This window comes from Burkholderia sp. (genome assembly GCF_018375725.1).
Lineage (GTDB): Bacteria > Pseudomonadota > Gammaproteobacteria > Burkholderiales > Burkholderiaceae > Burkholderia.
Genome location: NZ_JAHACR010000032.1, coordinates 1 through 24,016, shown reverse-complemented (window position 1 = coordinate 24,016; position 24,016 = coordinate 1). Strand labels below are relative to the sequence as shown.

Annotated in this window: 25 protein-coding genes and 1 pseudogene; 13 read left to right on the top strand and 13 right to left on the bottom strand. The window is 65.6% G+C overall.

Annotated elements, in window-relative coordinates; all coding sequences use genetic code 11:
- From KH616_RS07140 to KH616_RS07130, 3 genes and pseudogenes are all read right to left on the bottom strand, one after another.
- Nucleotides 1-613 (bottom strand): annotated as a pseudogene (locus KH616_RS07140) (polyribonucleotide nucleotidyltransferase); the annotation flags it as partial.
- A 312-nt stretch (nt 614-925) separates the two neighbouring features.
- Nucleotides 926-1,195 carry a 30S ribosomal protein S15 gene (rpsO, locus tag KH616_RS07135; RefSeq protein ID WP_292238934.1) on the bottom strand — a complete coding sequence of 90 codons (270 nt, stop codon included), beginning with the start codon at nt 1,193-1,195 and terminating at the stop codon, nt 926-928.
- Nucleotides 1,196-1,301: 106 nt separating this feature from the next.
- Nucleotides 1,302-2,564, bottom strand: coding sequence for a branched-chain amino acid ABC transporter substrate-binding protein (locus KH616_RS07130; RefSeq protein WP_292238931.1), 1,263 nt, complete (start codon nt 2,562-2,564; stop codon nt 1,302-1,304).
- Between the two features lie 169 nt (nt 2,565-2,733).
- On the opposite strand from KH616_RS07130, the gene KH616_RS07125 reads away from it, so the two are divergent.
- The 3 genes from KH616_RS07125 (at nt 2,734) to KH616_RS07115 (ending at nt 5,845) form a co-directional block, all read left to right on the top strand.
- Nucleotides 2,734-3,234 (top strand): hypothetical protein, encoded by a 501-nt coding sequence (locus KH616_RS07125; RefSeq protein ID WP_292238928.1) that lies wholly within the window; start codon nt 2,734-2,736, stop codon nt 3,232-3,234.
- Nucleotides 3,235-3,616: 382 nt separating this feature from the next.
- Entirely contained in the window at nt 3,617-4,267 is a 651-nt protein-coding gene (locus tag KH616_RS07120) for a carbonic anhydrase (RefSeq protein WP_292238927.1), read from the top strand.
- A gap of 39 nt (nt 4,268-4,306) precedes the next feature.
- A complete protein-coding gene (locus tag KH616_RS07115) occupies nt 4,307-5,845 on the top strand; it encodes a SulP family inorganic anion transporter (RefSeq protein WP_292238924.1) in 1,539 nt (512 codons plus the stop codon).
- Nucleotides 5,846-5,913: 68 nt separating this feature from the next.
- On the opposite strand, the gene KH616_RS07110 is transcribed toward KH616_RS07115, so the two are convergent.
- The 6 genes from KH616_RS07110 to KH616_RS07085 form a co-directional block, all read right to left on the bottom strand.
- A complete protein-coding gene (locus KH616_RS07110; RefSeq protein WP_292238922.1) occupies nt 5,914-7,458 on the bottom strand; it encodes a 2-isopropylmalate synthase in 1,545 nt (514 codons plus the stop codon).
- Nucleotides 7,459-7,765: 307 nt separating this feature from the next.
- Nucleotides 7,766-8,638, bottom strand: a complete 873-nt coding sequence (gene pssA / locus KH616_RS07105; protein WP_292238919.1) for a CDP-diacylglycerol--serine O-phosphatidyltransferase — start codon at nt 8,636-8,638, stop codon at nt 7,766-7,768.
- A 15-nt stretch (nt 8,639-8,653) separates the two neighbouring features.
- On the bottom strand, nt 8,654-9,298 hold the full coding sequence (locus KH616_RS07100) for a phosphatidylserine decarboxylase (protein ID WP_292238916.1): 645 nt from the start codon (nt 9,296-9,298) through the stop codon (nt 8,654-8,656).
- Between the two features lie 127 nt (nt 9,299-9,425).
- Nucleotides 9,426-10,442, bottom strand: coding sequence for a ketol-acid reductoisomerase (ilvC, locus tag KH616_RS07095; protein WP_292238913.1), 1,017 nt, complete (start codon nt 10,440-10,442; stop codon nt 9,426-9,428).
- A gap of 85 nt (nt 10,443-10,527) precedes the next feature.
- Nucleotides 10,528-11,019, bottom strand: a complete 492-nt coding sequence (ilvN, locus tag KH616_RS07090; RefSeq protein WP_006398781.1) for an acetolactate synthase small subunit — start codon at nt 11,017-11,019, stop codon at nt 10,528-10,530.
- Between the two features lie 110 nt (nt 11,020-11,129).
- A complete protein-coding gene (locus KH616_RS07085) occupies nt 11,130-12,893 on the bottom strand; it encodes an acetolactate synthase 3 catalytic subunit (protein ID WP_292238195.1) in 1,764 nt (587 codons plus the stop codon).
- A gap of 357 nt (nt 12,894-13,250) precedes the next feature.
- On the opposite strand from KH616_RS07085, the gene KH616_RS07080 reads away from it, so the two are divergent.
- The 10 genes from KH616_RS07080 to KH616_RS07035 all read left to right on the top strand — a co-directional run bounded on the left by KH616_RS07080 (nt 13,251) and on the right by KH616_RS07035 (nt 20,522).
- Complete coding sequence (locus KH616_RS07080; protein ID WP_292238194.1) at nt 13,251-13,814, top strand: RNA polymerase sigma factor; 564 nt, start codon at nt 13,251-13,253, stop codon at nt 13,812-13,814.
- A complete protein-coding gene (locus tag KH616_RS07075; RefSeq protein ID WP_292238192.1) occupies nt 13,811-14,239 on the top strand; it encodes a DUF3619 family protein in 429 nt (142 codons plus the stop codon). Before KH616_RS07080 ends, KH616_RS07075 begins: the two co-directional genes overlap by 4 nt.
- 24 nt (nt 14,240-14,263) lie before the next feature.
- The gene (locus KH616_RS07070; protein WP_292238190.1) at nt 14,264-15,010 is read left to right on the top strand and encodes a DUF3106 domain-containing protein; all 747 of its coding nucleotides are present in this window, start codon (nt 14,264-14,266) and stop codon (nt 15,008-15,010) included.
- Between the two features lie 6 nt (nt 15,011-15,016).
- On the top strand, nt 15,017-15,514 hold the full coding sequence (locus KH616_RS07065; RefSeq protein ID WP_292238188.1) for an RDD family protein: 498 nt from the start codon (nt 15,017-15,019) through the stop codon (nt 15,512-15,514).
- Between the two features lie 199 nt (nt 15,515-15,713).
- Entirely contained in the window at nt 15,714-16,649 is a 936-nt protein-coding gene (locus tag KH616_RS07060; protein WP_292238186.1) for a UDP-2,3-diacylglucosamine diphosphatase, read from the top strand.
- A gap of 25 nt (nt 16,650-16,674) precedes the next feature.
- Entirely contained in the window at nt 16,675-17,709 is a 1,035-nt protein-coding gene (locus KH616_RS07055; RefSeq protein WP_292238184.1) for a glycosyltransferase family 1 protein, read from the top strand.
- Nucleotides 17,706-18,242, top strand: a complete 537-nt coding sequence (locus KH616_RS07050; protein ID WP_292238183.1) for a diacylglycerol kinase — start codon at nt 17,706-17,708, stop codon at nt 18,240-18,242. Before KH616_RS07055 ends, KH616_RS07050 begins: the two co-directional genes overlap by 4 nt.
- Nucleotides 18,243-18,422: 180 nt before the next feature.
- Complete coding sequence (locus tag KH616_RS07045; protein WP_292238181.1) at nt 18,423-19,166, top strand: TetR/AcrR family transcriptional regulator; 744 nt, start codon at nt 18,423-18,425, stop codon at nt 19,164-19,166.
- A complete protein-coding gene (locus KH616_RS07040) occupies nt 19,163-19,744 on the top strand; it encodes a TIGR00730 family Rossman fold protein (RefSeq protein ID WP_292238180.1) in 582 nt (193 codons plus the stop codon). The genes KH616_RS07045 and KH616_RS07040 overlap by 4 nt, the downstream gene beginning before the upstream one ends.
- A 16-nt stretch (nt 19,745-19,760) precedes the next feature.
- The gene (locus KH616_RS07035) at nt 19,761-20,522 is read left to right on the top strand and encodes an SDR family oxidoreductase (RefSeq protein ID WP_292238178.1); all 762 of its coding nucleotides are present in this window, start codon (nt 19,761-19,763) and stop codon (nt 20,520-20,522) included.
- Between the two features lie 74 nt (nt 20,523-20,596).
- Here the strand turns inward: KH616_RS07035 and KH616_RS07030 are convergent, their stop codons facing one another.
- The 4 genes from KH616_RS07030 to KH616_RS07015 all read right to left on the bottom strand — a co-directional run.
- On the bottom strand, nt 20,597-21,217 hold the full coding sequence (locus tag KH616_RS07030; RefSeq protein ID WP_292238176.1) for a DUF924 family protein: 621 nt from the start codon (nt 21,215-21,217) through the stop codon (nt 20,597-20,599).
- The gene (locus KH616_RS07025; RefSeq protein ID WP_292238174.1) at nt 21,214-21,945 is read right to left on the bottom strand and encodes an alanyl-tRNA editing protein; all 732 of its coding nucleotides are present in this window, start codon (nt 21,943-21,945) and stop codon (nt 21,214-21,216) included. The genes KH616_RS07030 and KH616_RS07025 overlap by 4 nt, the downstream gene beginning before the upstream one ends.
- A 148-nt stretch (nt 21,946-22,093) precedes the next feature.
- Nucleotides 22,094-22,504 carry a group II truncated hemoglobin gene (locus KH616_RS07020; RefSeq protein ID WP_292238172.1) on the bottom strand — a complete coding sequence of 137 codons (411 nt, stop codon included), beginning with the start codon at nt 22,502-22,504 and terminating at the stop codon, nt 22,094-22,096.
- A 44-nt stretch (nt 22,505-22,548) separates the two neighbouring features.
- Nucleotides 22,549-24,016: FtsX-like permease family protein (locus KH616_RS07015; RefSeq protein ID WP_292238170.1), on the bottom strand; the 1,468-nt coding region annotated here is incomplete at its 5' end.

Here is a 24,016-nt window from a genome sequence, read left to right as displayed (position 1 = left end):
CCAGCATCACGTCTTCCGGCAGCTGGTCGGCTTCGGATTCGACCATCAGCACCGCGCGTTCCGTACCTGCGACGACGAGGTCGAGGCGCGACGCCTTGAGCTGCTCGCGCGTCGGGTTCAGCACGTATTCGTTATTGATATAGGCCACGCGCGCAGCGCCGACCGGGCCGTTGAACGGCAGGCCCGACACGGCAAGCGCGGCGGATGCACCGATCAGCGCCGGAATGTCCGCCGGGACGTCCGGGTTCACGGACAGCACGTGGATCACCACCTGCACTTCGTTGTAGAAGCCTTCCGGGAACAGCGGACGCAGCGGACGGTCGATCAGGCGCGACGTCAGCGTTTCGTGTTCCGAAGGACGGCCTTCACGGCGGAAGAAGCCGCCCGGGATCTTGCCGGCCGAGTAGGTCTTTTCGATGTAGTCGACGGTCAGCGGGAAGAAATCCTGGCCCGGCTTTGCCGACTTCGCGCCGACGACCGTCGCCAGCACAACCGTGTCCTCGACGTCGACGATCACGGCACCGCTCGACTGACGAGCGATCTCGCCGGTTTCGAGGCGCACCTTGTGCTGGCCCCACTGGAATTCCTTCACGACTTTATTGAACAGAGACATGTGTCGCTCCTTACGTTTTGTTCATGTATTCACCGCGCACGAACCTTGCCGGCGCAGTGGCGTCGCGACCGGGCCACATGGGAAGAGGTGTGTTTTTTATGCCATTCCAGCGCGACGTTCACGATACGACGCATGAACGCGCGCGCTGGAATGACACAAAGCTCAACCCTGAGGCCTGGCCGGCCGGACAACCCGCATCGCTCGACCGGGAGCGGTTGTCCTGCGGCACGCATGACGCCGCGTACCGCGCAAAAACAAAATGCCTGCATCAGGCGACTGACACAGGCATCTTGCTGGAGGCGATCGCCCCGATTACTTACGCAGACCCAGCTTCTCGATCAGCGCGCGGTAGCGGTCGGCGTCCTTGCCCTTGAGGTAGTCGAGCAGCTTGCGGCGGCGGCTCACCATGCGCAGCAGACCGCGGCGGCTGTGGTGATCCTTCGCGTGGGTCTTGAAGTGACCCGTCAGTTCCACGATACGCGCCGTCAGCAGGGCAACCTGCACTTCGGGCGAACCCGTGTCGTTTGCGCCACGGGCGAACTGAGCAACCACTTCCGACTTATTGATATCAGCAACAGACATTTGATTTCCTTTCTAACTGAACGGGCGGACACGGAAGAATGGCCGTGCCGTGATTTACAACCGGGCAGGATTGTAGCACAAGTCCGCGACACGCCGAACCGGTTTGTCACGGGCGCGTCATTGTGCAAGCCGCCGGCGTCTCGGTCTGTTTGCCCGGCAGCGACAGCACCGTGCGGAAACCGTAGCCGGAACCCTCGTTGTCGAAGCGCACGCCCGGCGCGCCGACTCTCTCCATCTCCATCACGTAAAGGGGTTGGATCAACTGATGGTCCTGCGCGCGCATCCGCGACGGATGAAAGCCATTATCGTACGACAGCCCTTCGAGCGCGCGGGCGACCGCAACCGGATCGGCCGAGCCGGCGCGCGTCATCGCCGCCGCGAGCATCTCGATCATCAGACTCATCCGCAACACCGGGTAATCGTCCTGCGCCGCCGGGAAACGGGCCCGGAACGCGCGGTAAAACGCGTCGTACGGCGCGCCTCCGGCGTTCGGATGCCAGTCCGCAACCGCGACGACACGGCCCACGCCCGCGTCGCCCAGCGCCGCCGGCGCGCCAAGGCTGTTGCCGTAGAACGTGTAGAACTTCGTCCGCAGCCCCTGCTCGCGCGCCGCCTTGACGAGCAGCGTCAGGTCGTTGCCCCAGTTGCCCGTCACAACCGCGTCCGCGCCGCTCGCGCGGATCTTCTCGACATAGGGCGAGAAATCCTTGACCCGTCCGATCGGGTGGAATTCGTCGCCGACCACCGCGACGTCCGGCCGACGCGTGCCCAGCGCCTGTCGCGCGAGCCCGCTCACGTCGTGTCCGAAACTGTAGTCCTGATTCAGCAGATAGACCTTTCGCAGCGTGCGATCGCGCGCCATGACGTCGGCGAGCGCCGCCATCCGCATCCCGGCGTGCGCATCGAAGCGGAAATGCCAGAAGCTGCAGCCCGCGCCCGTCAGCGCCGGATCGTCGGCCGAATAGTTGAGAAACAGCATCCGGTCGTCCGGGTTGCGCCGGTTCTGTTTGTCGAGCGCCGCGACGAGGGCCGTCGCGACCGCCGAGCTGTTGCCTTGCGCGACGAAACCGATGTGCCGGTCCGCGGCCGCGCGCAGTTGCACGAGCGCTTCTTCCGGGCTGCCCTTGCTGTCGAGCACGACGAGTTCGAGCGGATGCATGCCGTCGCGCAGTTTCACGCCGCCGCCCGCATTGACCTGCTCGACGCCGAACCGCAGGTTGCGCTCCACCGCCGCACCGGCGTTCGCGAACGGGCCGGACATGCCCTCGATCAACGCGATCCGTACCGGCTCGCCGCCCGCGAATGCGGCCGGCGACGCCAGCCACCACCCCGCGCCCAGCGCGAGTGCACACCGCTTCCATGCCTGCATCTGCTGTCCTGCCCTTATTCCGCATGAGGAGCGCGGATCATAGGCCGGGCCGCCCCGCGCGGGCAAGCGGATGCGTTGCGCGCGATCCCGCACCGATTTTTCAGGCCCGGCGCACCGCCCTGTGCCGTCCGTGATAAAACATCCGTATTTCCGCGTTCTGGAGAAACTCATGCGTATTCGTCTCCCGGTGCTGCTCGCCTGCGCCGTGGCGCTCCTCGCCGGTTGCGCGCAGCCGTGGCAGCAATATCAGGCCGGCCAGGATCAGTCGGCGATCGTGGCGCGCATGGGGCCGCCACGCGAAATCTACGACCTGCCCGGCGGCGGCAAGCGGCTGATGTGGCCGACCCAGCCGATGGGCGAATTCACGGTCGCCGCGGACGTCGATGCGTCCGGAAAGATCGTCAATGTCCGCCAGGTACTGCAGCCGAACGAGTTCTATCGTGCTGAGATCGGCAAGTGGACCAAGACCGACGTGCTCGTCAATTTCGGCCGTCCGGTCGAGACGTCGTACTTTCCGCTGATGAAGCGCGAGGTGTGGACGTACCGGTACCTCGAAGACAACGTCTGGTACATGATGTACAGCTTCTATTTCGACGACCGCGGCATCCTGCGGCTTACGCAAAAAACCCCCGACCCGATGCACGATCAGGAACGCCACGGTCTTTTCTGATTGCCAAACAGCGGCACGAACCACGCGCATTTTTACAAAGGCCATTTACGCATCGACGCGTAAATGGCCTTTCATTTTTACCGGAATAAATTGTTTACCATTAAACGCAAAGGCAATCTTTTCCGAATGGAAAAAGATTGCTACCGGATTTACGAATGCCCCGCCACGCCTGGTCATGCGACTATTCGCCACACCCTCACTATTGGGTGCGCCACACTGGTGCAGGCAATGCACCATCTCGAATTAATTTGAAACAAAATGTTTCGCCCCGAGCTTCCGTTCAATTCAACCCCCTAATATCACTCAAGCTTTCAATTCAGAAAGAAACGGATTTCATCGATTTTTCCGGATATTCATTTGCGTCAATCACAAAGGAATCCTCATGAACAGACCCAAGAGCATGCTAGTCGCGAACATCGCATGGGCCCGCGAAACCCGCGAACGTTCACCCGGTTTCTTTGATGCGCTCGCACGCGGCCAGAACCCGCGCGTGCTGTGGATCGGCTGCGCGGACAGCCGCGTGCCCGCCGAGACCATCACGCATTGTGCGCCCGGCGATCTGTTCGTTCATCGCAACATCGCGAACCTGTTCGATCCCGCCGACGACAACGGCGCCAGCGTCCTCGAGTACGCGGTACGCGTGCTGAAGGTCGATCACGTGATCGTCTGCGGGCATTACGGATGCGGCGGCGTGCGCGCATCGCTGCTGCCGCCCTCGCCCGATCTGCCGCACGTCAACCGCCGCATCGCGCCGCTGTGCGCGCTCGCCCGACGCCATCGCGACGCGCTCGACGGCTTGCCCGACGCGGAAGCCGCCGATCGCCTCGCCGAGCTGAACGTGCTCGAACAGGTGCGCCTGCTGCGCGCGTCACCGATCGTGCGCGACCGCGAACGGCCGCCGCTCGTGCACGGCTGGATTTTTTCGCTCGCCGACGGCCGCCTCGAGGAACTGACGTCGGGCTACCCGAATATGCCGCCCGACGCGTCGCCCACCCGCACCACAGCCGACGTAGCCGACGCGGCGTTCGCCTGAACGCGCCCCGCCCGCCACACTTCCGGAATCTTCCCGACCATGAACCTGAACAACCGTTTCTCGTCGCTGCCGCGCGATATCGTCGCCGGCACCGTCGTCTTCCTCGTCGCGCTGCCGCTATGTCTCGGCATCGCCAATGCATCCGGTGTCGAGCCGTTCGCCGGGCTCGTTTCGGGCATCGTCGGCGGCCTCGTCGTCGCGCTCCTGAGCGGCTCGTCGCTGTCCGTCAGCGGACCGGCAGCCGGGCTCGTCGTGATCGTCGTCGAAGGCATCGCCCAGCTCGGCAGCTTCTCCGCGTTCCTGCTCGCTGTGCTGCTGTCCGGCGTCCTGCAATTCGCCTTCGGCATGTTGCGCGCCGGGCGCTTCGCCGCGTATGTGCCGTCGCCCGTCATCAAGGGCATGCTGGCCGCGATCGGCCTGCTGCTGATCGCCAAGCAGATTCCGTTTGCACTCGGCATCGGCGGCGCCGCCGCGCAACCGTTTGCGGTACTGCCGGGCCTGCCCGCCGCATGGGTGTCCGCGGCGATCGCGGTCGCGTCGCTCGCGCTGCTCGTCGGCTGGGACACGCAGACGCTGCGCCGTTTCGCACTCGTGCGCGCGGTGCCGGCGCCGCTTGCGGTCGTCGTGCTCGGCATCGGCGTCACGCTGGCACTCAACGCGCTTGCCCCTTCGATCGCACCCGGCGCCGCGCATCGGGTCGCGTTGCCCGAACTGGGATCGTTCGCCGCGCTCGCCGCATCGCTCAAGCACGCGGAACTGGGGCCGAACTTCTCTCAGCTCTTCAATCCGGATATCTGGCGCGTCGCGATCACGCTGGCGGTCGTCGCAAGCCTCGAAACGCTGCTGAGCCTGGAAGCGGTCGAGCAGATCGACCCGAAACGGCAACCGGTGCAAGCTGACCGCGAACTGAAGGCGCAAGGCGTCGGCAATCTCGTCGCGGGCGTCGTCGGCGGCCTGCCGATCACATCGGTCATCGTGCGAAGCTCCGTCAACGTCAACGCAGGCGCGCAAAGCCGCCTGTCCGCGATCGTGCATGGCGCGCTGCTGCTCGTCAGCGTGTTCGCGCTGACCGGACTCATCAACCTGATCCCGCTCGCGAGCCTCGCCGCGATCCTGATCCATACCGGCGTCAAGCTCGCCAAGCCCGCCTTGTTCCGCTCGGTCGCCCGGCAAGGTCCGGCCGCGTTCGCGCCGTTCGTCGCGACAATCGCCGGCGTCCTCGCCGTCGACCTGCTGTTCGGCATCGCGCTCGGCCTCGCGTGCAGCGTCCTCGTCGTCGCTGTCGCGAACCTGAAGAGCCCGGTCACGCTCGCGCAGCACGACGATCATTACCTGCTGTCGTTCCGCAAGGATGTGTCGTTTCTCGGCAAGGTGCAGGTCAAGCATCACCTGCGGCACATCCCGGACCGCGCGGTGGTGATCATCGACGCGACGCGCGCCGACTACATCGATCACGATGTGCTCGAACTGCTCGAAGGGTTTATCGCGGATGCATCTCGCCGCGGGATCGCAGTCGATTTCCGCCGACCACGCCCTGCTGCGCGAAGCTGGCAATTCGGTGCGCGCACCGCGGAATGAACGTGACATGAAAACGCCCCGGCGGCGCAAGGCCGCACGGGGCGTGTTGCATCGAACGCGCAATGCGCTCAGGAACGCTGCGGATTGAGCTTGTCGTCCTTCGAGTGCAGCTTGTTCAGCGCCGAGATATACGCCTTCGCGGATGCCGCGACGATGTCCGGATCGGTGCCGACACCGTTGACGATCCGCCCGCTCTTCGACAGACGCACCGTCACTTCGCCCTGCGCCTGCGTGCCGGTCGTGATGGCGTTCACCGAATAAAGCAGCAGTTCGGCACCGCTGCCGACTTCGCTCTCGATCGCATTGAACGTCGCGTCGACCGGCCCGTTGCCGCGCGCCTCGCCTTTCACTTCCTTGCTGTCGACCGCGAACACGACCTTCGCCTGCGGCTGCTCGCCCGTTTCCGAGTGCTGCGACAGCGACACGAACTTGTAATGCTCCTGATCCTGCGCGAACGCGGACTCCTCGGACACGATCGCGATGATGTCCTCGTCGAAAATCTCGGCCTTGCGGTCGGCCAGATCCTTGAAGCGCATGAACGCGGCGTTCAGTTCCGCTTCGCTGTCCAGCGCGACGCCGAGCTCCTGCAGGCGCTGCTTGAACGCATTACGACCCGACAGCTTGCCGAGCACGATCTTGTTCGCGGTCCAGCCCACGTCTTCCGCACGCATGATCTCGTAGGTGTCGCGCGCCTTCAGCACACCGTCCTGGTGGATGCCCGACGCATGCGCGAATGCGTTCGCGCCGACGACCGCCTTGTTCGGCTGCACGACGAAGCCGGTGATCTGCGACACGAGCTTCGACGTCGGCACGATCTGTGTCGTGTCGATGCCGACATCGAGACCGAAGTAATCCTTGCGGGTCTTCACCGCCATCACGATCTCCTCGAGCGACGTGTTGCCCGCGCGCTCGCCGAGACCGTTGATCGTGCATTCGACCTGGCGCGCACCGCCGATCTTCACGCCGGCGAGCGAGTTCGCGACCGCCATGCCGAGGTCGTTATGGCAGTGCACCGAGAAGATCGCCTTGTCGGAGTTCGGGATGCGCTCGCGCAGCGTCTTCACGAGGTTGCCGTACAGTTCCGGCACACCGTAGCCGACCGTGTCGGCGATATTGATCGTCGTCGCCCCTTCCGCGATCACGGCCTCGAGCACGCGGCAGAGGAAATCCATGTCCGAGCGGCTGCCGTCTTCCGGCGAGAACTCGACGTTGTCGGTAAACTTGCGCGCAAAACGCACCGCGAGACGCGCCTGCTCGAACACCTGATCCGGCGTCATGCGCAGCTTCTTCTCCATGTGCAGCGGCGACGTCGCGATAAACGTGTGGATCCGGAAGCTGTTCGCCGGCTTCAGAGCATCCGCTGCACGCTGGATATCCTTGTCGTTCGCGCGCGCCAGCGAGCAGATCGTGCTGTCCTTCACGAGCCCCGCGATCGTATGGATCGCGTCGAAGTCGCCGTTCGAGCTGGCGGCGAAACCCGCCTCGATCACATCGACCTTCATCCGCTCCAGATGCTTCGCGATGCGGATTTTCTCTTCCTTCGTCATCGATGCGCCGGGCGACTGTTCACCATCACGCAACGTCGTATCGAAAATGATCAGCTTGTCTGTCATGTGGGGCTCCAAAGCTCTTTGTTCGGGGGGTACAACGAGATGGATTCGCGCCACCGCTGGCGACGCTCAACAACAGACGAGGCTTGACGGAGGGCGAAAACGGTCAGCGCGGCAGGCGCGCTAGTGCTAGCGCGCGTAGCGGCGCACCGGCTAGAAGAAGGGAGAGGCGGGGAAATGCAGTCATGCGAAAGACTATAGCGGCAATCCGCGGCACGTGCAATCGGCGTGCGCCCCGATTCCACGCAAAAGGGACAAATGAAAACGGCGGCCTGAAGGCCGCCGTTTCGACATGCATCCAATCGATGCGTCAATGCTCGCGCTGCGACGAGCGCGCCGGATTCGCGCGCCCCCGCACCGCCATATAGGCCCAGAACACATAGCCGGACAGGCCGTACAGCACGAACAGGCAGAACAGCATCAGCGGCGGATCGGACGACACGAGCACGAACGCCACGACGATCAGCAGGGTCGCCGCGAATGGCACGCGGTGACGCACATCGAGCGCCTTGCCGCTGTAGAACGGTGCGTTCGACACCATCGTCACGCCGGCATAGATGGTCAGCGCAAATGCGACCCACGGCAGCCAGCCGAGCTTCATCGGCACCCGGTTGTCGGTCGCGAGCCAGACGAAGCCGGCGATCAGCGCGGCCGCGGCCGGGCTCGGCAAACCCTGGAAGAAGCGCTTGTCGACGACGCCGATGTTCGTGTTGAAGCGCGCGAGACGCAGCGCGGCGCCCGAACAGTACACGAACGCAGCGAGCCAGCCCCAGCGGCCGAGATCCTTCAGCACCCACTCGTACATCACGAGTGCCGGCGCGACGCCGAACGACACCATGTCGGACAGGCTGTCGAACTGCTCGCCGAATGCGCTTTGCGTGTGCGTCATGCGCGCGACGCGCCCGTCCATCCCGTCGAGCACCATCGCGGCAAAGATCGCGATCGCGGCGATCTCGAAGCGCACGTTCATCGCCTGCACCACCGCGAAGAACCCGCAGAACAGCGCGGCGGTCGTGAAGGCGTTCGGCAGCAGGTAGATGCCGCGCGTTCTCAGGAACTGCTGGCGTGCGGCGCGGCGGCTCTCGATCGGCGTCGGATCCGGCGCGACCGATTTGTTGCGGCGAAACGGCCGCGGCAACTGGGTGTTGCCGTTGCGCGGCCGGCGCGGTTTGAATGCGGCCATGATGCGCGTTCCCGCTTACTGTTCCAGCTCGGCGAGGATCGTCGACGATGCGTAGACCTTCTCGCCGATCGACACCTTCGCGCGGCTGCCGAGCGGCAGGTACACGTCGACGCGCGAACCGAAGCGGATGAAGCCGTAGCGCTGGCCGCGCGACAGCGGTTCACCGGCGCGCACGTAGCAGAGGATGCGGCGTGCGACGAGGCCGGCGATCTGCACCGCGGTGACGGTCTTGCCGCTCGTGGTCTGGATCACCACGGCATTGCGCTCGTTCTCGGTCGACGCCTTGTCGATCGCCGCGTTCAGGAACGCGCCCGGGAAATATTCGACTTTGGTTACCGCACCATCGACTGGCGAGCGCTGCGAGTGAACGTTGAACACGTTCATGAACACGCTGATCTTCAGCGCTTCGCGGTTCGCGTACGGATCCTGCGCGGTTTCGACCGCGACGATCCGGCCGTCGGCCGGACACAGCACCGCATTCGCCTGCGACGGGATCGGGCGCTGCGGATCGCGGAAGAACTGGACGACGAAAACGAGCAGCAGCCAGAACGGCCACGCGAAGCCGAAGCCCCCGACTGCATGGATCAACAGCGCGACGACGGCTGCAATCGCGATGAACGGCCAGCCTTCGCGCGCGATGATCGGATGAGGATAGTTCATGGATTCGTTCTGTGTTCTGTGAATTGCAAAGCCCGTAGGATAGCAAAAGCCGCCCGGGGCACTGCTGCCTTCGGGCGGCTTTTTGATACCGACCCTCCACTCGAAGGGCCGGCGAGGCGCGGGACGCTTAGTTCTTCGTCTGGTCGACGAGCTTGTTCTTCGCGATCCACGGCATCATCGCACGCAGCTTCGCACCGACCTGCTCGATCTGGTGCTCGGCCGTCAGGCGGCGGCGCGACTGCAGCGTCGGGGCGCCGGCCTTGTTCTCGAGGATGAAGCTCTTCGCGTACTCGCCCGTCTGGATGTCGGTCAGGCACTGCTTCATCGCCTTCTTCGTCTCTTCCGTGACGACGCGCGGGCCGGTCACGTACTCGCCGTACTCGGCGTTGTTCGAGATCGAGTAGTTCATGTTCGCGATGCCGCCTTCGTAGATCAGGTCGACGATCAGCTTCAGCTCGTGCAGGCACTCGAAGTACGCCATTTCCGGCGCGTAGCCCGCTTCGACCAGCGTCTCGAAACCGGCCTTGATCAGTTCGACCGTGCCGCCGCACAGGACGGCCTGCTCACCGAACAGGTCGGTTTCGGTCTCTTCGCGGAAGTTGGTCTCGATGATGCCGGCACGGCCGCCGCCGTTCGCCGCCGCGTACGACAGCGCGATGTCGCGCGCCGCGCCCGACTTGTCCTGCGCCACCGCGATCAGGTGCGGCACGCCGCCGCCCTGCGAATACGTGCCGCGCACGGTGTGGCCCGGCGCCTTCGGCGCGATCATGATCACGTCGAGGTCGGCACGCGGGATCACCTGGCCGTAGTGGACGTTGAAGCCGTGCGCGAATGCGAGTGCCGCGCCCTGCTTGATGTTCGGATGCACTTCCTTCGCGTAGACGTCGGCGATCTGCTCGTCCGGCAGCAGCATCATCACGATGTCGGCGCCCTTCACGGCTTCCGCGACTTCCTTGACCGCGAGGCCGGCATTCTCGGCCTTGCTCCACGACGCGCCGCCCTTGCGCAGACCGACCGTCACGTTCACGCCGCTGTCCTTCAGGTTCAGCGCGTGTGCATGGCCTTGCGAGCCATAACCGATGATCGTGACTTGCTTGCCCTTGATGAGGGAGAGATCGGCGTCTTTGTCGTAGAAAACGTTCATGATTATTCCTTCACTGATTCAAAATTTCGTTCGATTGGGTACTGCGGCCGGGACATGACGGCGCACCCGGCGTGCCAATGCGGCCTCAAACCTTCAGGATGCGCTCGCCGCGTCCGATGCCGGAACTGCCGGTGCGCACGGTCTCTAGGATCGCGCCCGCGTCCAGCCCCTGGATGAATGCGTCGAGCTTGTCGCTCGCGCCCGTCAATTCGATCGTGTAGGTCTTTTCGGTCACGTCGATGATGCGGCCGCGGAAAATGTCCGACATCCGCTTCATTTCTTCGCGCTCCTTGCCCACTGCCCGTACCTTGATCAGCATCAGCTCGCGTTCGATGTGTGCACCGTCGGTCAGGTCCACAACTTTCACCACCTCGATCAGGCGGTTCAGATGCTTCGTGATCTGTTCGATCACGTCGTCGGAGCCAATGGAAACGATGGTGAGCCGCGACAGCGATTGGTCTTCGGTCGGCGCCACCGTCAAGGTTTCGATGTTGTAGCCGCGTGCCGAGAACAGACCGACCACGCGCGACAGCGCGCCCGGTTCGTTTTCCAGCAGGACGGAAATGATGTGTCTCATGTTCGCTTCTTCCAGAATGTGTCCGTGTCGATTAACCAGCGCCGCGCACCGCCGCGTGCCGCGCCGCCCTTCGTGAGGGCGGCCGCCCGCAGCCGGCGCGCGTCGCGCCGTTACAGATCTTCCGATCCGAGCAGCATCTCGGTGATGCCCTTGCCGGCCTGTACCATCGGCCAGACGTTCTCGGTCGGATCAGTCTGGAAGTCGAGAAACACCGTGCGGTCCTTCAGGCGCAGCGCTTCCTTCAGCGCCGGCTCGACGTCCGCGGTTCGTTCGATGCGCATGCCGACGTGGCCGTACGCCTCGGCGAGCTTCACGAAATCCGGCAGCGCATCCATGTACGAATGCGAATAGCGCTTGCTGTATTCGATCTGCTGCCACTGGCGGACCATGCCGAGATAGCGGTTGTTCAGCGAAATGATCTTGACCGGCGTGTCGTACTGCTTGCAGGTCGACAACTCCTGGATGCACATCTGGATCGAGCCTTCGCCCGTGATGCACAGCACGTCGTCGTCCGGATGCGCCATCTTGACGCCCATCGCCGCCGGCAGGCCGAAGCCCATCGTGCCGAGGCCGCCCGAATTGATCCAGCGGCGCGGCTTATTGAAACGGTAGAACTGCGCGGCCCACATCTGGTGCTGGCCGACGTCCGAACAGACGAACGCGTTGCCGTCCGTCAGTTCCCACGCCTTTTCGACCACGTATTGCGGCTTGATGATCTCGCTGTCGCGGTCGTATTTCAGGCAGTCCTTCGCGCGCCAGCTCTCGATGTCCTTCCACCATTGCGCGAGCGCTTCGGTGTCCGGACCGTGCTCGGCCGTCTGCAGCTGCTCGATCAGCTCCTTCAGCACTTCCTTCACGTCGCCGACGATCGGGATGTCGACCTTCACGCGCTTGCTGATCGACGACGGGTCGATGTCGATATGGATGATCTTGCGCGGATTCGACGCGAAGTGCGCCGGATCGCCGATCACGCGGTCGTCGAAGCGTGCGCCGATCGCGATCAGCACGTCGCAGTGCTGCATCGCCATGTTGGCTTCGTAGGTGCCGTGCATGCCGAGCATGCCGAGGAATTTGCGGTCCGACGCGCGATAGCCGCCGAGGCCCATCAGCGTGTTGGTGACCGGATAGCCGAGCAGGTCGGCGAACTGGTTCAGCTCGCGTGCCGCGTCGGCGAGGACGATCCCGCCGCCGGTATAGATGTACGGGCGCTTCGCCGACAGCAGCAGCGACACCGCCTTGCGGATCTGGCCCGAGTGGCCCTTCGTGACGGGATTGTACGAACGCAGCGACACGCTCTTGACCGGCTCGTACTCGCACGGGGTCTTCGACACGTCCTTCGGAATGTCGATCAGCACGGGGCCGGGACGGCCGGTGCGCGCGATATAGAACGCCTTCTTGACGGTTTCCGCGAGGTCGCGCACGTCCTTCACGAGGAAGTTGTGCTTCACGCACGGACGCGTGATGCCGACCGTGTCGCACTCCTGGAATGCGTCCTGGCCGATCGCCGCGGTCGGCACCTGGCCGCTGATCACGACGAGCGGAATGGAATCCATATAGGCCGTCGCGATGCCGGTCACCGCGTTGGTGACGCCCGGACCCGACGTCACGAGGCAGACGCCGACGTTGCCGGTGGAACGCGCATAGGCGTCGGCTGCGTGCACGGCCGCCTGCTCGTGGCGCACCAGCACGTGTTGAATCTTGTCTTGTTTGTACAGCTCGTCGTAGATATACAGGACCGAGCCGCCAGGGTAGCCCCAGATGAATTCGACGTTTTCGTCGGCCAGTGCCTTCATGAGCACGGTGGCGCCGATCGAGTCGCTATCGGGAGGCGTAAGGGGTTCCGACGTGGAGAATTCCGCGCTGGGCATATTCATCGTTGACCTATCGAATTTTCGGCAAAAAATTGATCGGGTGCTCTCTGCCGGGCTTGTGGCTCGGGTTCAAGCGGCGCGTCCAGTTGAAGGGCGGGCTTCTTGGGCCAGCCTCAAATGAGACCATCACTTATGTTGCGAACGGTCAACGATAGCGGGTCGCCGAAACACGGTCAAGCAAAATATCCCGCAGCGCATCATCCACGTGCCGGCGGCGCTGCGCCGCCGCGGCCCGCTTGCAACGCGTCGATCCGTCCCCGGTGCCACGACCCGCGAAAATTTGTTAGCATCCGCGGGTTTTACGAAATTTTTCGACTTCTTTCATCACGCCGCAGTCTCCGCAGCGCAGACCTTCACGGAATGGCATCAGACAAGGAACTCGCCGACTTTCTGGCGGGCGTCGAAAGGCGCGCGTTCAAGCAGGCTGCGTACGCGGTCCGTGACGACGATGCGTCGCTCGACATCGTGCAGGACGCGATGATCAAGCTGGCCGAAAAATACGGCGACCGGCCGGCCGCCGAACTGCCGCTGCTGTTTCAGCGGATCCTGCAGAACACGATCCACGACTGGTTCCGCCGGCAGAAAGTCCGCAACACCTGGGTGACGCTCTTCTCGTCGCTCAACAACACCGACGATGAGGATTTCGACCCGCTCGAAACCCTCGAATCGGCGGACAATAGTCCTGGGGTCGAGAGCAGCGAGCACCGCCTCGAACGCGAGCAGGTTCTGGCCCTGATCGACGAAGCAATCCAAAAACTCCCGGCACGTCAACGGGAAGCGTTCCTGATGCGTTACTGGGAAGATATGGATGTCGCCGAAACCGCCGCCGCAATGGGGTGCTCGGAAGGCAGCGTCAAGACACATTGTTCGCGAGCCACCCACACGCTGGCGCAAGCGCTCAAGGCCAAAGGAATCACGCTATGAGCAACGCCCCTGAAACCCGAGAACACGAATTCGCGCTGAAGGTGCGCCGCGCGCTCGACGAGCGTGCCGCCGCGCTGCCCGCCGATACGACCGACCGGCTCGCCGCCGCCCGCCGGGCTGCGCTCGCGCGCAGGAAACCCGAGCCCGCGACGGCGCCGGTCTTCGTCCCGGCATTCGCCGGCGCGGCCGGCGCGCATGGCCCGGTTCACGCAGGGCAGCGCCCCCCGGTGTCGTTCGCACGCCGCCTGCTGCGTGCGTGGCCGCTTGCGCTGCTGCTCGCCGGCCTCGTTGGCATCGCGTACTGGGAAGACATGCAGCGCACGGCCGAGCTGGCCGATATCGACGCGGCCATGCTCAGCGACAGCCTGCCACTCGACGCGTATCTCGATCACGGGTTCAACGCGTATCTGTCGCACGCCCACTAACGCTACGAGAAGAGGATCGCACGGGTGAACCAGAAACGCGGCCTGGCCGTTTTCTTCGGATGCATGATCGCGATCGCGGTCACCTATGCCGCCACGTATTCACGATTTCACCCGCAGCCTGCGGCAATCGCCGCCGCCACCAACGGCGCCCCCGTACTCGGGTCGGCCGCCATCGCGCTGACCGCCGATCTCGCTCCGCTGCCTGCCGCCGGCGGACCGCTGTCGTGGGCGCGTCTGACGCCCGCGCAGCATGTCGCGCTCGCGCCGTTCGCCGACCAATGGGACGCGTTCAGCGACGCCCGTAAGCGCAAATGGCTGAAGATCGCCGCCCGTTTCCCGAAAATGACGCCCGATGCGCAGAACCGGCTGCACGAGCGCATGACCGAATGGGTCGGCATGACGCCCGAACAGCGACGCGTCGCGCGCGAGAACTATCAGGTCGCGAAGGATCTGTCCGCGCAAGCGCGTGAGCGCGCCTGGCGCGCCTACCAGCAGTTGCCCGCCGAACAGAAGGAGCGGCTCGCGGCCGCCGAGCGTCGCCTACGTCCGACCGTCGTCAGCGCGCCGCCGAGCGGCAAGGCCGACCGCGACGTCAGCCGCCTCGTCAACGCGCACAATCATCCGGCCGGCACCACCAAGACCGCGGCAGGACAGCCCGCGTCGGGCAGCGTCGCCGCACCGCCGGCCGTCGCTTCGTCCACTGCGGGCGCGCCGGCCGCACCGACCCCCGCATCGCCCGCCGACACGTCGTCGCTGTTCAAGGGATCGTAAGCGGCCGTGCCGCAGCCGTCCCTGCCTCCGTCCGCTCCGCCGTCCGTCCGGCGACGTCTCGCCGCGCTGCTCTATGAAGCGATCCTGCTGGCCGGCGTCGTGTTCTTCGCCGGCCTCGCGTTCACCCTCGCGACGCCGCGCAACGGCTCCGCTTCCCCCAACCTGCTGGCCGCATGGATCGCGCTCGTCGCCGGCGTGTATTTCATCGGGTTCTGGACTCACGGCGGTCAGACGCTGCCGATGAAGACCTGGCGCCTGCGGATCGAATCGGCCGACGGCGGCCCGCTGACCGCCCGTCACGCGCTCGTGCGCTATCTCCTCGGCTGGCTGTGGTTCCTGCCGCCGCTCGCGCTGCATCCGCTCGCAGGCTGCTCCACGTCGGCCACGCTCGCATTGACCGGCGCGTGGGGCGTCGCGTGGGCCGCCGCGGCCCGCCTGCATCCGGCACGCCAGTTCCCGCACGACCGCATCGCGCGCACGCGCATCGTCGCGCTGCCGCGCTGAGACCGGTGCGCACGCCGGGCCGCCTTTCGGAAACGCCCGCTGTACGCTGCCCATCCGGCGAAACCCGAGGCTCGCGCGCCCATGACGATTCACCCGTCAACTGCCTTCGCCTGCCGTAATACGAACGCCTTGTGACTGTCACGGCATCGTCACACCCACATGGCGGAATGCCGGTAATGTCAACCGGCGCGAGTCATGCATGGACCCCAAAACGTCCGCGACCTCCCTATTCCGTACCCCGCTCGGCACGCGTGCCGCAACCGCTTTCCTGTCCGGCTCCGCCGCGGCCGAAGCCCTCGCGGCCCGGCTGCCGCCCGATGCGCATGCCATCCAGCATGAAGAACACGAACCCTCCGTCCATCGCTATCGCACCATCTGGCTGTCCGACATCCATCTCGGGTCGAGCGGCTGCCAGGCGACGTACCTGCTCGACTTCCTGCGCCACAACGAATCGGAGTATCTGTATCTCGTCGGCGACATCATCGACGGCTGGCAGCTGAAAAAGGGCTGGTACTGGCCGCAGGCGCACAACGACGTCGTGCAGAAGATCCTGCGCAAGGCGCGCAAGGGCACGCAGGTCGTCTACATCCCCGGCAACCACGACGAAGGCGCACGGCAATTCTGCGACCTCGCGTTCGGCGACATCCAGGTGCGCGGCGAAGCGTTTCACACGACGCTGTCGGGCAAACGTTTGTGGATCGTCCACGGCGATCTGTTCGACGGCGTGATCCAGCACGCGAAATGGCTCGCGTATCTCGGCGACACGCTCTACACGGTGATCCTCGTGCTGAACCGCTGGTTCAACCGGATCCGGAACCGTCTCGGCTTCCAGTACTGGTCGCTGTCGCAATACCTGAAGCACCAGGTCAAGAACGCGGTGAATTTCATCTCCCGGTTCGAGACCGTGATGACCGACGAAGCGCGCCGCCGCGGCTGCGACGGCGTCGTCTGCGGCCATATCCACAAGGCGGAGATCCGCGACATCGACGGCGTCCTGTATTGCAACGACGGCGACTGGGTCGAGAGTCTCTCCGCACTCGTCGAGACAACGGAAGGCGAACTGCAAATCGTCTACTGGACCGCCATGCGCACGCCGTCCCCGGCCGTCTCGCGCAAAACCAAAGCCACTGTCTGACCACGCCTACAGGACATTCGCCGCGATGAAGATCATGATCGTCACCGACGCTTGGGAACCGCAAGTCAACGGCGTCGTGCGCACGCTGAAGAGCACGTCCCGCGAACTCACCGCGCTCGGTCACCGCGTCGAGTTGCTGACGCCGCTCGAATTCCGCACGGTGCCCTGCCCGACCTACCCGGAAATCCGCCTGTCGATCCTGCCGTACCGCAAGCTGCGCGCGCGGATCGATGCATTCGCGCCCGACGCGCTGCACATCGCGACCGAAGGGCCGCTCGGCCTCGCCGCCCGCCGCTACGCGCGGGCGCGCGATCTGCCGTTCACGACCGCCTATCACACGCGCTTTCCGGAATACGTGCAGGCGCGCTTCGGCATCCCGCTGACCGCGACCTATCGTTTCCTGCGATGGTTCCACGGGCCGTCGCGCGCGGTGATGGCGCCGACGCCCGTCGTCAGGCACGATCTCGAAAAGCATGGCTTCACGAACGTCGTCCTATGGACACGCGGCGTCGATCTCGATATCTTCCGGCCCATGACATCCAAGGTCCTCAACACCGTGCGGCCGATCTTCCTGTATGTCGGCCGCGTCGCGATCGAGAAGAACGTCGAGGCGTTCCTGCGTCTCGACCTGCCCGGCTCGAAGTGGGTCGCGGGTGAAGGCCCTGCGCTCGCCGAGCTGAAGTCGCGCTACCCGGAAGCGAATTATCTCGGCGTGCTGTCGCAGGTCGAGCTCGCGAAGGTGTACGCGGCGGCGGACGTGTTCGTATTCCCGAGCCGCACCGATACGTTCGGCCTCGTGCTGCTCGAAGCGCTGGCGTGCGGCACGCCGGTCGCCGCGTATCCGGTCACCGGCCCGATCGACGTGCTCGGCGACGGCGATGCGGGCGCGATGCACGAAGACCTGCAGGAAGCCTGCCTCGAAGCGCTGAAGATCGAACGATCGACCTCGCGGGCCTGGGCGGAACGCTTCTCGTGGCGCGCCGCGTCCGAGCAGTTCGCATCGAACCTGAAGCCGCTGCCGAAAACCGCCCGCCCCTCCACCGAAGGTGCCCCCGTTTGAAACGCGACCTCCACGACAAGCTTTCGCCGGACGCCGGCCCCGCCCGCGGCTGCGCGCCGCGGCGGCACAAACCGTTCGACGAGGACGAGTCGCACGCCGACACCGATACGCACGAGCCGCTCGGCACCGACGATCCGCTCGCGCCGAATCCGTACAAGGGCAATCGCGGCTTCAGCCGCGCGTGGTACGCGCTCAGGAATTCGATGAACGGCTTCAGGGTGGCGATTCGCGAGGAGAGCGCGTTCCGCCAGGAACTCACGCTCGCGGCTGTGATGCTGCCGATCGGTGCGCTCGCACCGGTGCCGGCCGCGTCTCGCGCACTGCTGATCGGCTCGGTGCTGCTGGTGCTGATTGTCGAGTTGCTGAACTCGAGCGTCGAGGCCGCCATCGACCGCATCTCGCTCGAACGCCACGAACTGTCGAAACGCGCGAAGGATCTCGGCAGCGCGGCCGTGACGGTCGCGCTCCTGGCCTGCCTGACGACGTGGGGCTTCGTGCTCGGCCCGGTCGTCGCGCGCTGGCTCGGCGCCTGACCTGCCGTGACCGGCGCGGTGCGCGTCATCGCCGGGTATGCCCCGATGAGGAAATGCACCGGCGCGGCAAAACCCCGGTTTATAATCGTCCGTTAGTATTAGAACAGCAACCCGAGCCGGACGAATCACGCAGCATCGATTGCAGCGCCCGCCAGTCCGGCACACACAGGGCCGGACGACATGGAAGCGAAACCTCCCCGCCGCACTCGCGAACGGATTCTTGAGCTGTCTCTGAAACTCTTCAACGAGATCGGCGAGCCGAACGTCACCACCACGACGATCGCCGAGGAAATGGAAATCAGTCCAGGCAACCTGTACTACCATTTCCGCAACAAGGACGACATCATCAACAGCATCTTCGCGCAGTTCGAGCAGGCGATCGAAAAGCGTCTGCGCTTCCCCGAAGATCACCGTCCGACGATCGACGAAACATGGTCGTACCTGCAGTACATGGCCGACTTCATGTGGACGTATCGCTTCCTTTATCGCGACCTCAACGATCTGCTCGCGCGCAACCGCACGCTCGAGACGCATTTCAAGCAGATCATCAGCCACAAGGTGCGCTTCGCGCGCGAGATGTGCGAGCTGCTCGCATCCGACGGCGACCTCGTGGCGACCCCCGCCGAAATCGAGGTCATCGCGACCAACATGGCGGTGATCTCGACGTACTGGCTGTCGTATCAGTACGTGATGCATCCGCGCAAATACAACGACCAGGACGCGATTCGCGAAGAACTGCACCAGGTCAGCATGCATGTGATCTCGGTGATGGCGCCCTACCTGCGCGGCCGCTCGCGCGAGCTGTTCGACGATCTCGTGTCGGGCAAGCTGCCCAAGCGCGAATTCGCCGATTACCTGCCGCCGCGCGATGGTTCGCCGCGCGCCGCCGGTGGGCCGGCCCTCGCGAAGGACGCGAAGCAATGAAGGCCGTATGCGTCTACTGCGGTTCGTCGCCGGGCGTGCGGCCCGTCTACGCGGATGCCGCGCGCGCGTTCGGGCGCGCACTCGTCGACGCCGGCCTCACGCTCGTCTACGGCGGCGGCCGCGTCGGCCTGATGGGCACGATCGCCGACGCGGTGATGGCGGCCGGCGGCCGTGCGGTCGGCGTGATCCCCGAACTGCTCGTCGACAAGGAAGTCGGTCACACCGGCCTGTCCGAACTGCATGTGGTGCCCGACATGCACCACCGCAAGAAGATGATGGCCGACCTCGCCGACGCATTCGTCGCGATGCCGGGCGGCGCCGGCACGCTCGAGGAGTTCTTCGAAGTCTATACGTGGGCGCAGCTCGGCTATCACCGCAAGCCGGTCGCGCTCTACAACATCGACGCGTTCTACGATCCGCTGATCGCACTGCTCACGCATACGGTCGACGAAGGCTTCATGCGTCCGGCCTATTTCGATGCGCTGTGCATCGATTCCGACCCGGCCGCGCTGATCGGGCAACTGCGCCACTACCGCCCGCCCGCGATCGACAAGTGGGCGCCCGAAGAGACCGAATGATCCCAACCCCGACGCGATGACCGGCATCCCCGAACGCAAAGTCGTCCTCATCACCGGCGCGAGCCGCGGCATCGGCCGCGCGACCGCGGTGCTGGCAGCGCTGCGCGGCTGGGATGTCGGCGTCAACTATGCACGCGATGCCGTCGCGGCCGAAGCCACGGCGCAAGCGGTGCGCGACGCGGGCGGACGCGCCTGCATCGTGGCCGGCGACGTGTCCGACGAAGCGGATGTCGTCGCGATGTTCGATTGTGTCGGCGCGTCGCTCGGCAGGCTCGACGCGCTCGTCAACAACGCCGGCATCGTCGCGCCATCGCTGCCGCTCGCCGAGATGCCGGTCGAGCGGCTGAAGCGGGTGTTCGACATAAACGTGCTCGGCGCGTACCTGTGCGCGCGCGAAGCCGCACGCCGCCTGTCGACCGACCGCGGCGGACGCGGCGGCGCCATCGTCAACGTCTCGTCGATCGCCGCGCGGCTTGGCTCGCCGAACGAATACGTCGACTACGCAGGTTCGAAGGGGGCGATCGATACCCTGACGGTCGGGCTCGCGAAGGAACTGGGGCCGCACGGTGTGCGCGTCAACGCGGTACGGCCGGGCCTGATCGAAACCGACATTCACGCGAGCGGCGGCCAGCCAGGCCGCGCCGCGCGTCTGGGCGCGCAGACGCCGATCGGGCGCGCCGGCGAGGCCCGCGAGGTCGCCGAAGCGATCGTGTGGCTGCTCAGCGACGCCGCGTCATATACCACCGGCGCCCTTCTCGACGTCGGCGGCGGGCGGTAACGGCCTTCGGCGCCGCACATCCTTATCCGCCACGCCGCACTGCCGTGCATGGGAAAGCCTTTCCGGACGGCAAGTCAGAACGACGCGCCCGGCTCACGCAGAAACGCCGCCTCCTCGCCGGTCGATGCGCGCCCGAGAATCGCATTCCGGTGAGGAAAGCGCCCGAAGCGCCCGATCACGGCCGCATGACGCAACGCGTGATCGTAATATCCCGCGCACCCGGCTTCGACCTTGATTCCGTCGCACAGGCGCACGGCCTCGCGCTGGCTGTCGAGCGATTCGTCATGCTCGAACGGCAGGTAGGCGAACGCACGATGATGGCCGCTCGGCAACCGCCTGTCCCAGCCCGCCTCGACCAGCTTGCGCGCCAGCACGAGCGCCTTCGCGTCGGCGGCGAATGCCTGCGGTGTGCCGCGGTGGATGTTGCGCGAGAACTGGTCGAGCACGACGATCAGTGCGAGCGCACCGAGCGGCGTCTCGGCCCAGTGATCGTACACACCGTCGCGCGCCGCATCGAGCCGCGCACCGAAGCGATCGCGCAATTGCCGATCGAACGCCGCGCCGCCGCTGAACCAGATTTTGCGCGAACGGCCGAACGCCGCAGAGCCGGGCTCGCCGAACCAGAAATCCAGCACCTCGCGCGCCTGCGGATCCAGCGCCGCATCGTCCGCCGCCATCTCGTTGCGCGCCGTCATGCGAGCGCCAGTACGAGGCGACGCGTTCGCGCGCTTTTCTTTTCGAGCTTCACGACCCGCAAGCCGCCGATCTCCGATGTATTGCGCACATGCGTGCCGCCGCACGGCTGCAGGTCGACGTCCTCGATGCGCAGCAGCCGCACCCGGCCGAGGCCGATCGGCGGCTTCACGCTCATGGCCCGGACCAGCTCGGGCCGCGCGGCCATCTCGTCGTCGGTGATCCACTCGGTCGAGACCGGATGCGCGCCGCCGACCAGTTCGGCGAGACGTTGCTCGACGTGTTCGCGATCGATCGGCTCCACCGTTGCGAAATCGATCCGCACATAATCGGCCGTCACGCTGCAGCCATCGACCGGATACGGCAGGACCGCGCACGCGAGGTGCCCGGCCGTATGCAGCCGCATGTGCCGATAGCGCCTCGACCAGTCGATTTCCGCCACGATCGGCACGCCGCGCGCAAGCGCCGACAGGCTTGCGTCTTGCCCCGGCGCGGGCACGTGTATCGCGTCGTCGGGTGTCGCGCCGTCGAATTTCGCCTTGCGCGTGTCGTCGATCGCGATCGACGTGCCGTCCGGCAGCGTCAGCACGCCGCAATCGCCGGCCTGGCCGCCACCGAGCGGATAGAACACCGTACGGTCGAGATGAATGCCGTCGTCGTCGACGCCCGTCACGACCGCGTCGCAGCGGGTCAGGTAGGCATCTTCGCGAAACAACGCTCGAGTCGTCATGGAGCACATCCTGTTGTGCGTGAGTGGGAAACGGTCATGACGCGTTCGCATGCCCGTTGGCCGCGTGACCCGGCGCGAATATCCGACGCCGCGTCGCGCATGACCGGCCGCGCCCCGGATGGCATCCGGGCGGCGGCGTACCGGGCGATCAACCGGGCCGGTTGCGCATCCAGTCGGCCGTCTCGTAGAACGCGTGCATCAGCCGCTCGCGCAGCGGCTCGGGCAAGCCGATGTCTTCCATCGCCCACGCCATGCAGCGCAGCCATTGGTCGCGCTCGGCCGACGCGATCGGAAACGGCAGATGCCGCGCGCGCAGGCGCGGATGTCCGAAACGGCTGATGTAAAGATCCGGGCCGCCGAGCCAGCCGCACAGGAACCAGAACAGCTTGTCGCGCGAACCGTCGAGCGACACCGGATGCACCGCGCGAATCTGCGCGAATTCCGGCTCGAGATCCATCAGGTCGTAGAAGCGGTCCACCATCTCGCGCACGCGCGCTTCGCCGCCCACCAGTTCAAACGCCGTCGGTTGCGACGGCGCTTCGTCATTCATATCGGTCATACGGATAATCGGAAATCAAGGAATTCAACGGCCGAAAGCGACGCTCACGCGTCGCGCAGCGACTGCAGCGCAGGGCGCCGCAGCACATTATGCAGGCTCAGCCAGCCGGCCGCACCGGCACATGCGACACCGGCCGCGATGCCGGCCGGCACGAGCCACGGATCGACGGCGAGCCGGAAATAGAATACGCGTGACGCCAGCACCCAGCCGACCGCAAGCGCCCCCGCCGCCGCCATCGCGCCGGCCAGCACGCCGACCACGATGAACTCCGCGCGCTGCACCGCATTGACCTGTGCCCGCGACGCGCCGAGGGCGCGCAGCAGCGCCGCTTCACGCACACGCTCGTCGCGCGACCCGGCGAGCGCCGTATAGAGCACCAGCACGCCGGCGACGAGCGTGAACGCGAACAGGAACTGCACCGCGCCGACCACCTGCAGCATCACGCGCTGCAGCTGCGCGAGGATCGGCGTGACGTCGATCGCCGTCAGGTTCGGATAACGCGCGATCAGCGTATCGAGCAGCGCCTGGCGTTCCGCCGGCAGACGAAAGCTCGTCAGATAGATCGCCGGGAAATCCTGCAAGGTGGCGGGCGGCATCAGCACGAAGAAGTTGACCCTGAACGTGCCCCAGTCCAGCTTGCGCACGCTCGTGACGGGCGCTTCGACGGGCAGCCCCGTCACGTCGAAGCGCAGCACGTCGCCCGGTTTCACGTCCAGTATCTTCGCGAGGCCCGCCTCGATCGAGATCTGCGGCGATGACGACGTGCCGAACCAGTCGCCGGCGACGACCCGGTTGTCGGACGGCAGCTCGGTCGTATACGACAGGTTGAACTCGCGGTCGACGAGCCGGCGCGCCTCGTCGGACGGATACGCGTCCGGGTTCACCGGCTTGCCGTTGATCGCGACGAGCCGGCCTCGAACCATCGGCGCGGGCACCGCATCGCGCACGCCTTGCGCGGCCAGATACGCGGCCACGTCCGCACGCTGGTCCGGCTGGATGTCGATCAGGAACTGGTTCGGCGCATCGGGCGGCGTCGACTGCCGCCAGCCCGCGATCAGGTCGTTGCGGGTGATCGAAATCAGCAGCAGGCACATCAGGCCGAGCGCGAGCGCGGTGATCTGCAACGCGCTCGCGGTTCCGCGGCGATGCAGCGACGCCAGCGCATAGCGCCAGCCGAGTGCGGCGGCCAGCCGGCCGTTGCGCACCGCCCGCGCGGCGGCGAACAGCGCGAGCCGGGCAATCAGCACGAAGCCGACGAGCGCGCCCGCAAAGCCCCCCGTAACGATCAGGCCGAGCTTCAGGTTGCCCGCCGCCGCGATCAGCAGCCCGGCGAACAATGCGATGCCGACCGCATAGGCCGCCCATGCGATGCGCACCGCATCGCCCCACTCGCGCCGCAACACGCGTACGGGCGGCACGCGCGTGAGTGGCGCGAGCGGCGGCAGCGCGAATCCGAGCAGCAGCACGAGCGCCGCGCCGATGCCGACGGCGGCCGGCCAGACGCTCGGCGGC

Excerpts from the sequence above, each read along its gene's own strand:
- rpsO (WP_292238934.1), bottom strand. The coding sequence starts at position 1,195 with ATGTCTGTTGCTGATATCAATAAGTCGGAAGTGGTTGCTCAGTTCGCC.
- KH616_RS07130 (WP_292238931.1), bottom strand. The coding sequence starts at position 2,564 with ATGCAGGCATGGAAGCGGTGTGCACTCGCGCTGGGCGCGGGGTGGTGG.
- KH616_RS07125 (WP_292238928.1), top strand. The coding sequence starts at position 2,734 with ATGCGTATTCGTCTCCCGGTGCTGCTCGCCTGCGCCGTGGCGCTCCTC.
- KH616_RS07120 (WP_292238927.1), top strand. The coding sequence starts at position 3,617 with ATGAACAGACCCAAGAGCATGCTAGTCGCGAACATCGCATGGGCCCGC.
- KH616_RS07115 (WP_292238924.1), top strand. The coding sequence starts at position 4,307 with ATGAACCTGAACAACCGTTTCTCGTCGCTGCCGCGCGATATCGTCGCC.
- KH616_RS07110 (WP_292238922.1), bottom strand. The coding sequence starts at position 7,458 with ATGACAGACAAGCTGATCATTTTCGATACGACGTTGCGTGATGGTGAA.
- pssA (WP_292238919.1), bottom strand. The coding sequence starts at position 8,638 with ATGGCCGCATTCAAACCGCGCCGGCCGCGCAACGGCAACACCCAGTTG.
- KH616_RS07100 (WP_292238916.1), bottom strand. The coding sequence starts at position 9,298 with ATGAACTATCCTCATCCGATCATCGCGCGCGAAGGCTGGCCGTTCATC.
- ilvC (WP_292238913.1), bottom strand. The coding sequence starts at position 10,442 with ATGAACGTTTTCTACGACAAAGACGCCGATCTCTCCCTCATCAAGGGC.
- ilvN (WP_006398781.1), bottom strand. The coding sequence starts at position 11,019 with ATGAGACACATCATTTCCGTCCTGCTGGAAAACGAACCGGGCGCGCTG.
- KH616_RS07085 (WP_292238195.1), bottom strand. The coding sequence starts at position 12,893 with ATGAATATGCCCAGCGCGGAATTCTCCACGTCGGAACCCCTTACGCCT.
- KH616_RS07080 (WP_292238194.1), top strand. The coding sequence starts at position 13,251 with ATGGCATCAGACAAGGAACTCGCCGACTTTCTGGCGGGCGTCGAAAGG.
- KH616_RS07075 (WP_292238192.1), top strand. The coding sequence starts at position 13,811 with ATGAGCAACGCCCCTGAAACCCGAGAACACGAATTCGCGCTGAAGGTG.
- KH616_RS07060 (WP_292238186.1), top strand. The coding sequence starts at position 15,714 with ATGGACCCCAAAACGTCCGCGACCTCCCTATTCCGTACCCCGCTCGGC.
- KH616_RS07055 (WP_292238184.1), top strand. The coding sequence starts at position 16,675 with ATGAAGATCATGATCGTCACCGACGCTTGGGAACCGCAAGTCAACGGC.
- KH616_RS07045 (WP_292238181.1), top strand. The coding sequence starts at position 18,423 with ATGGAAGCGAAACCTCCCCGCCGCACTCGCGAACGGATTCTTGAGCTG.
- KH616_RS07040 (WP_292238180.1), top strand. The coding sequence starts at position 19,163 with ATGAAGGCCGTATGCGTCTACTGCGGTTCGTCGCCGGGCGTGCGGCCC.
- KH616_RS07035 (WP_292238178.1), top strand. The coding sequence starts at position 19,761 with ATGACCGGCATCCCCGAACGCAAAGTCGTCCTCATCACCGGCGCGAGC.
- KH616_RS07030 (WP_292238176.1), bottom strand. The coding sequence starts at position 21,217 with ATGACGGCGCGCAACGAGATGGCGGCGGACGATGCGGCGCTGGATCCG.
- KH616_RS07025 (WP_292238174.1), bottom strand. The coding sequence starts at position 21,945 with ATGACGACTCGAGCGTTGTTTCGCGAAGATGCCTACCTGACCCGCTGC.
- KH616_RS07020 (WP_292238172.1), bottom strand. The coding sequence starts at position 22,504 with ATGACCGATATGAATGACGAAGCGCCGTCGCAACCGACGGCGTTTGAA.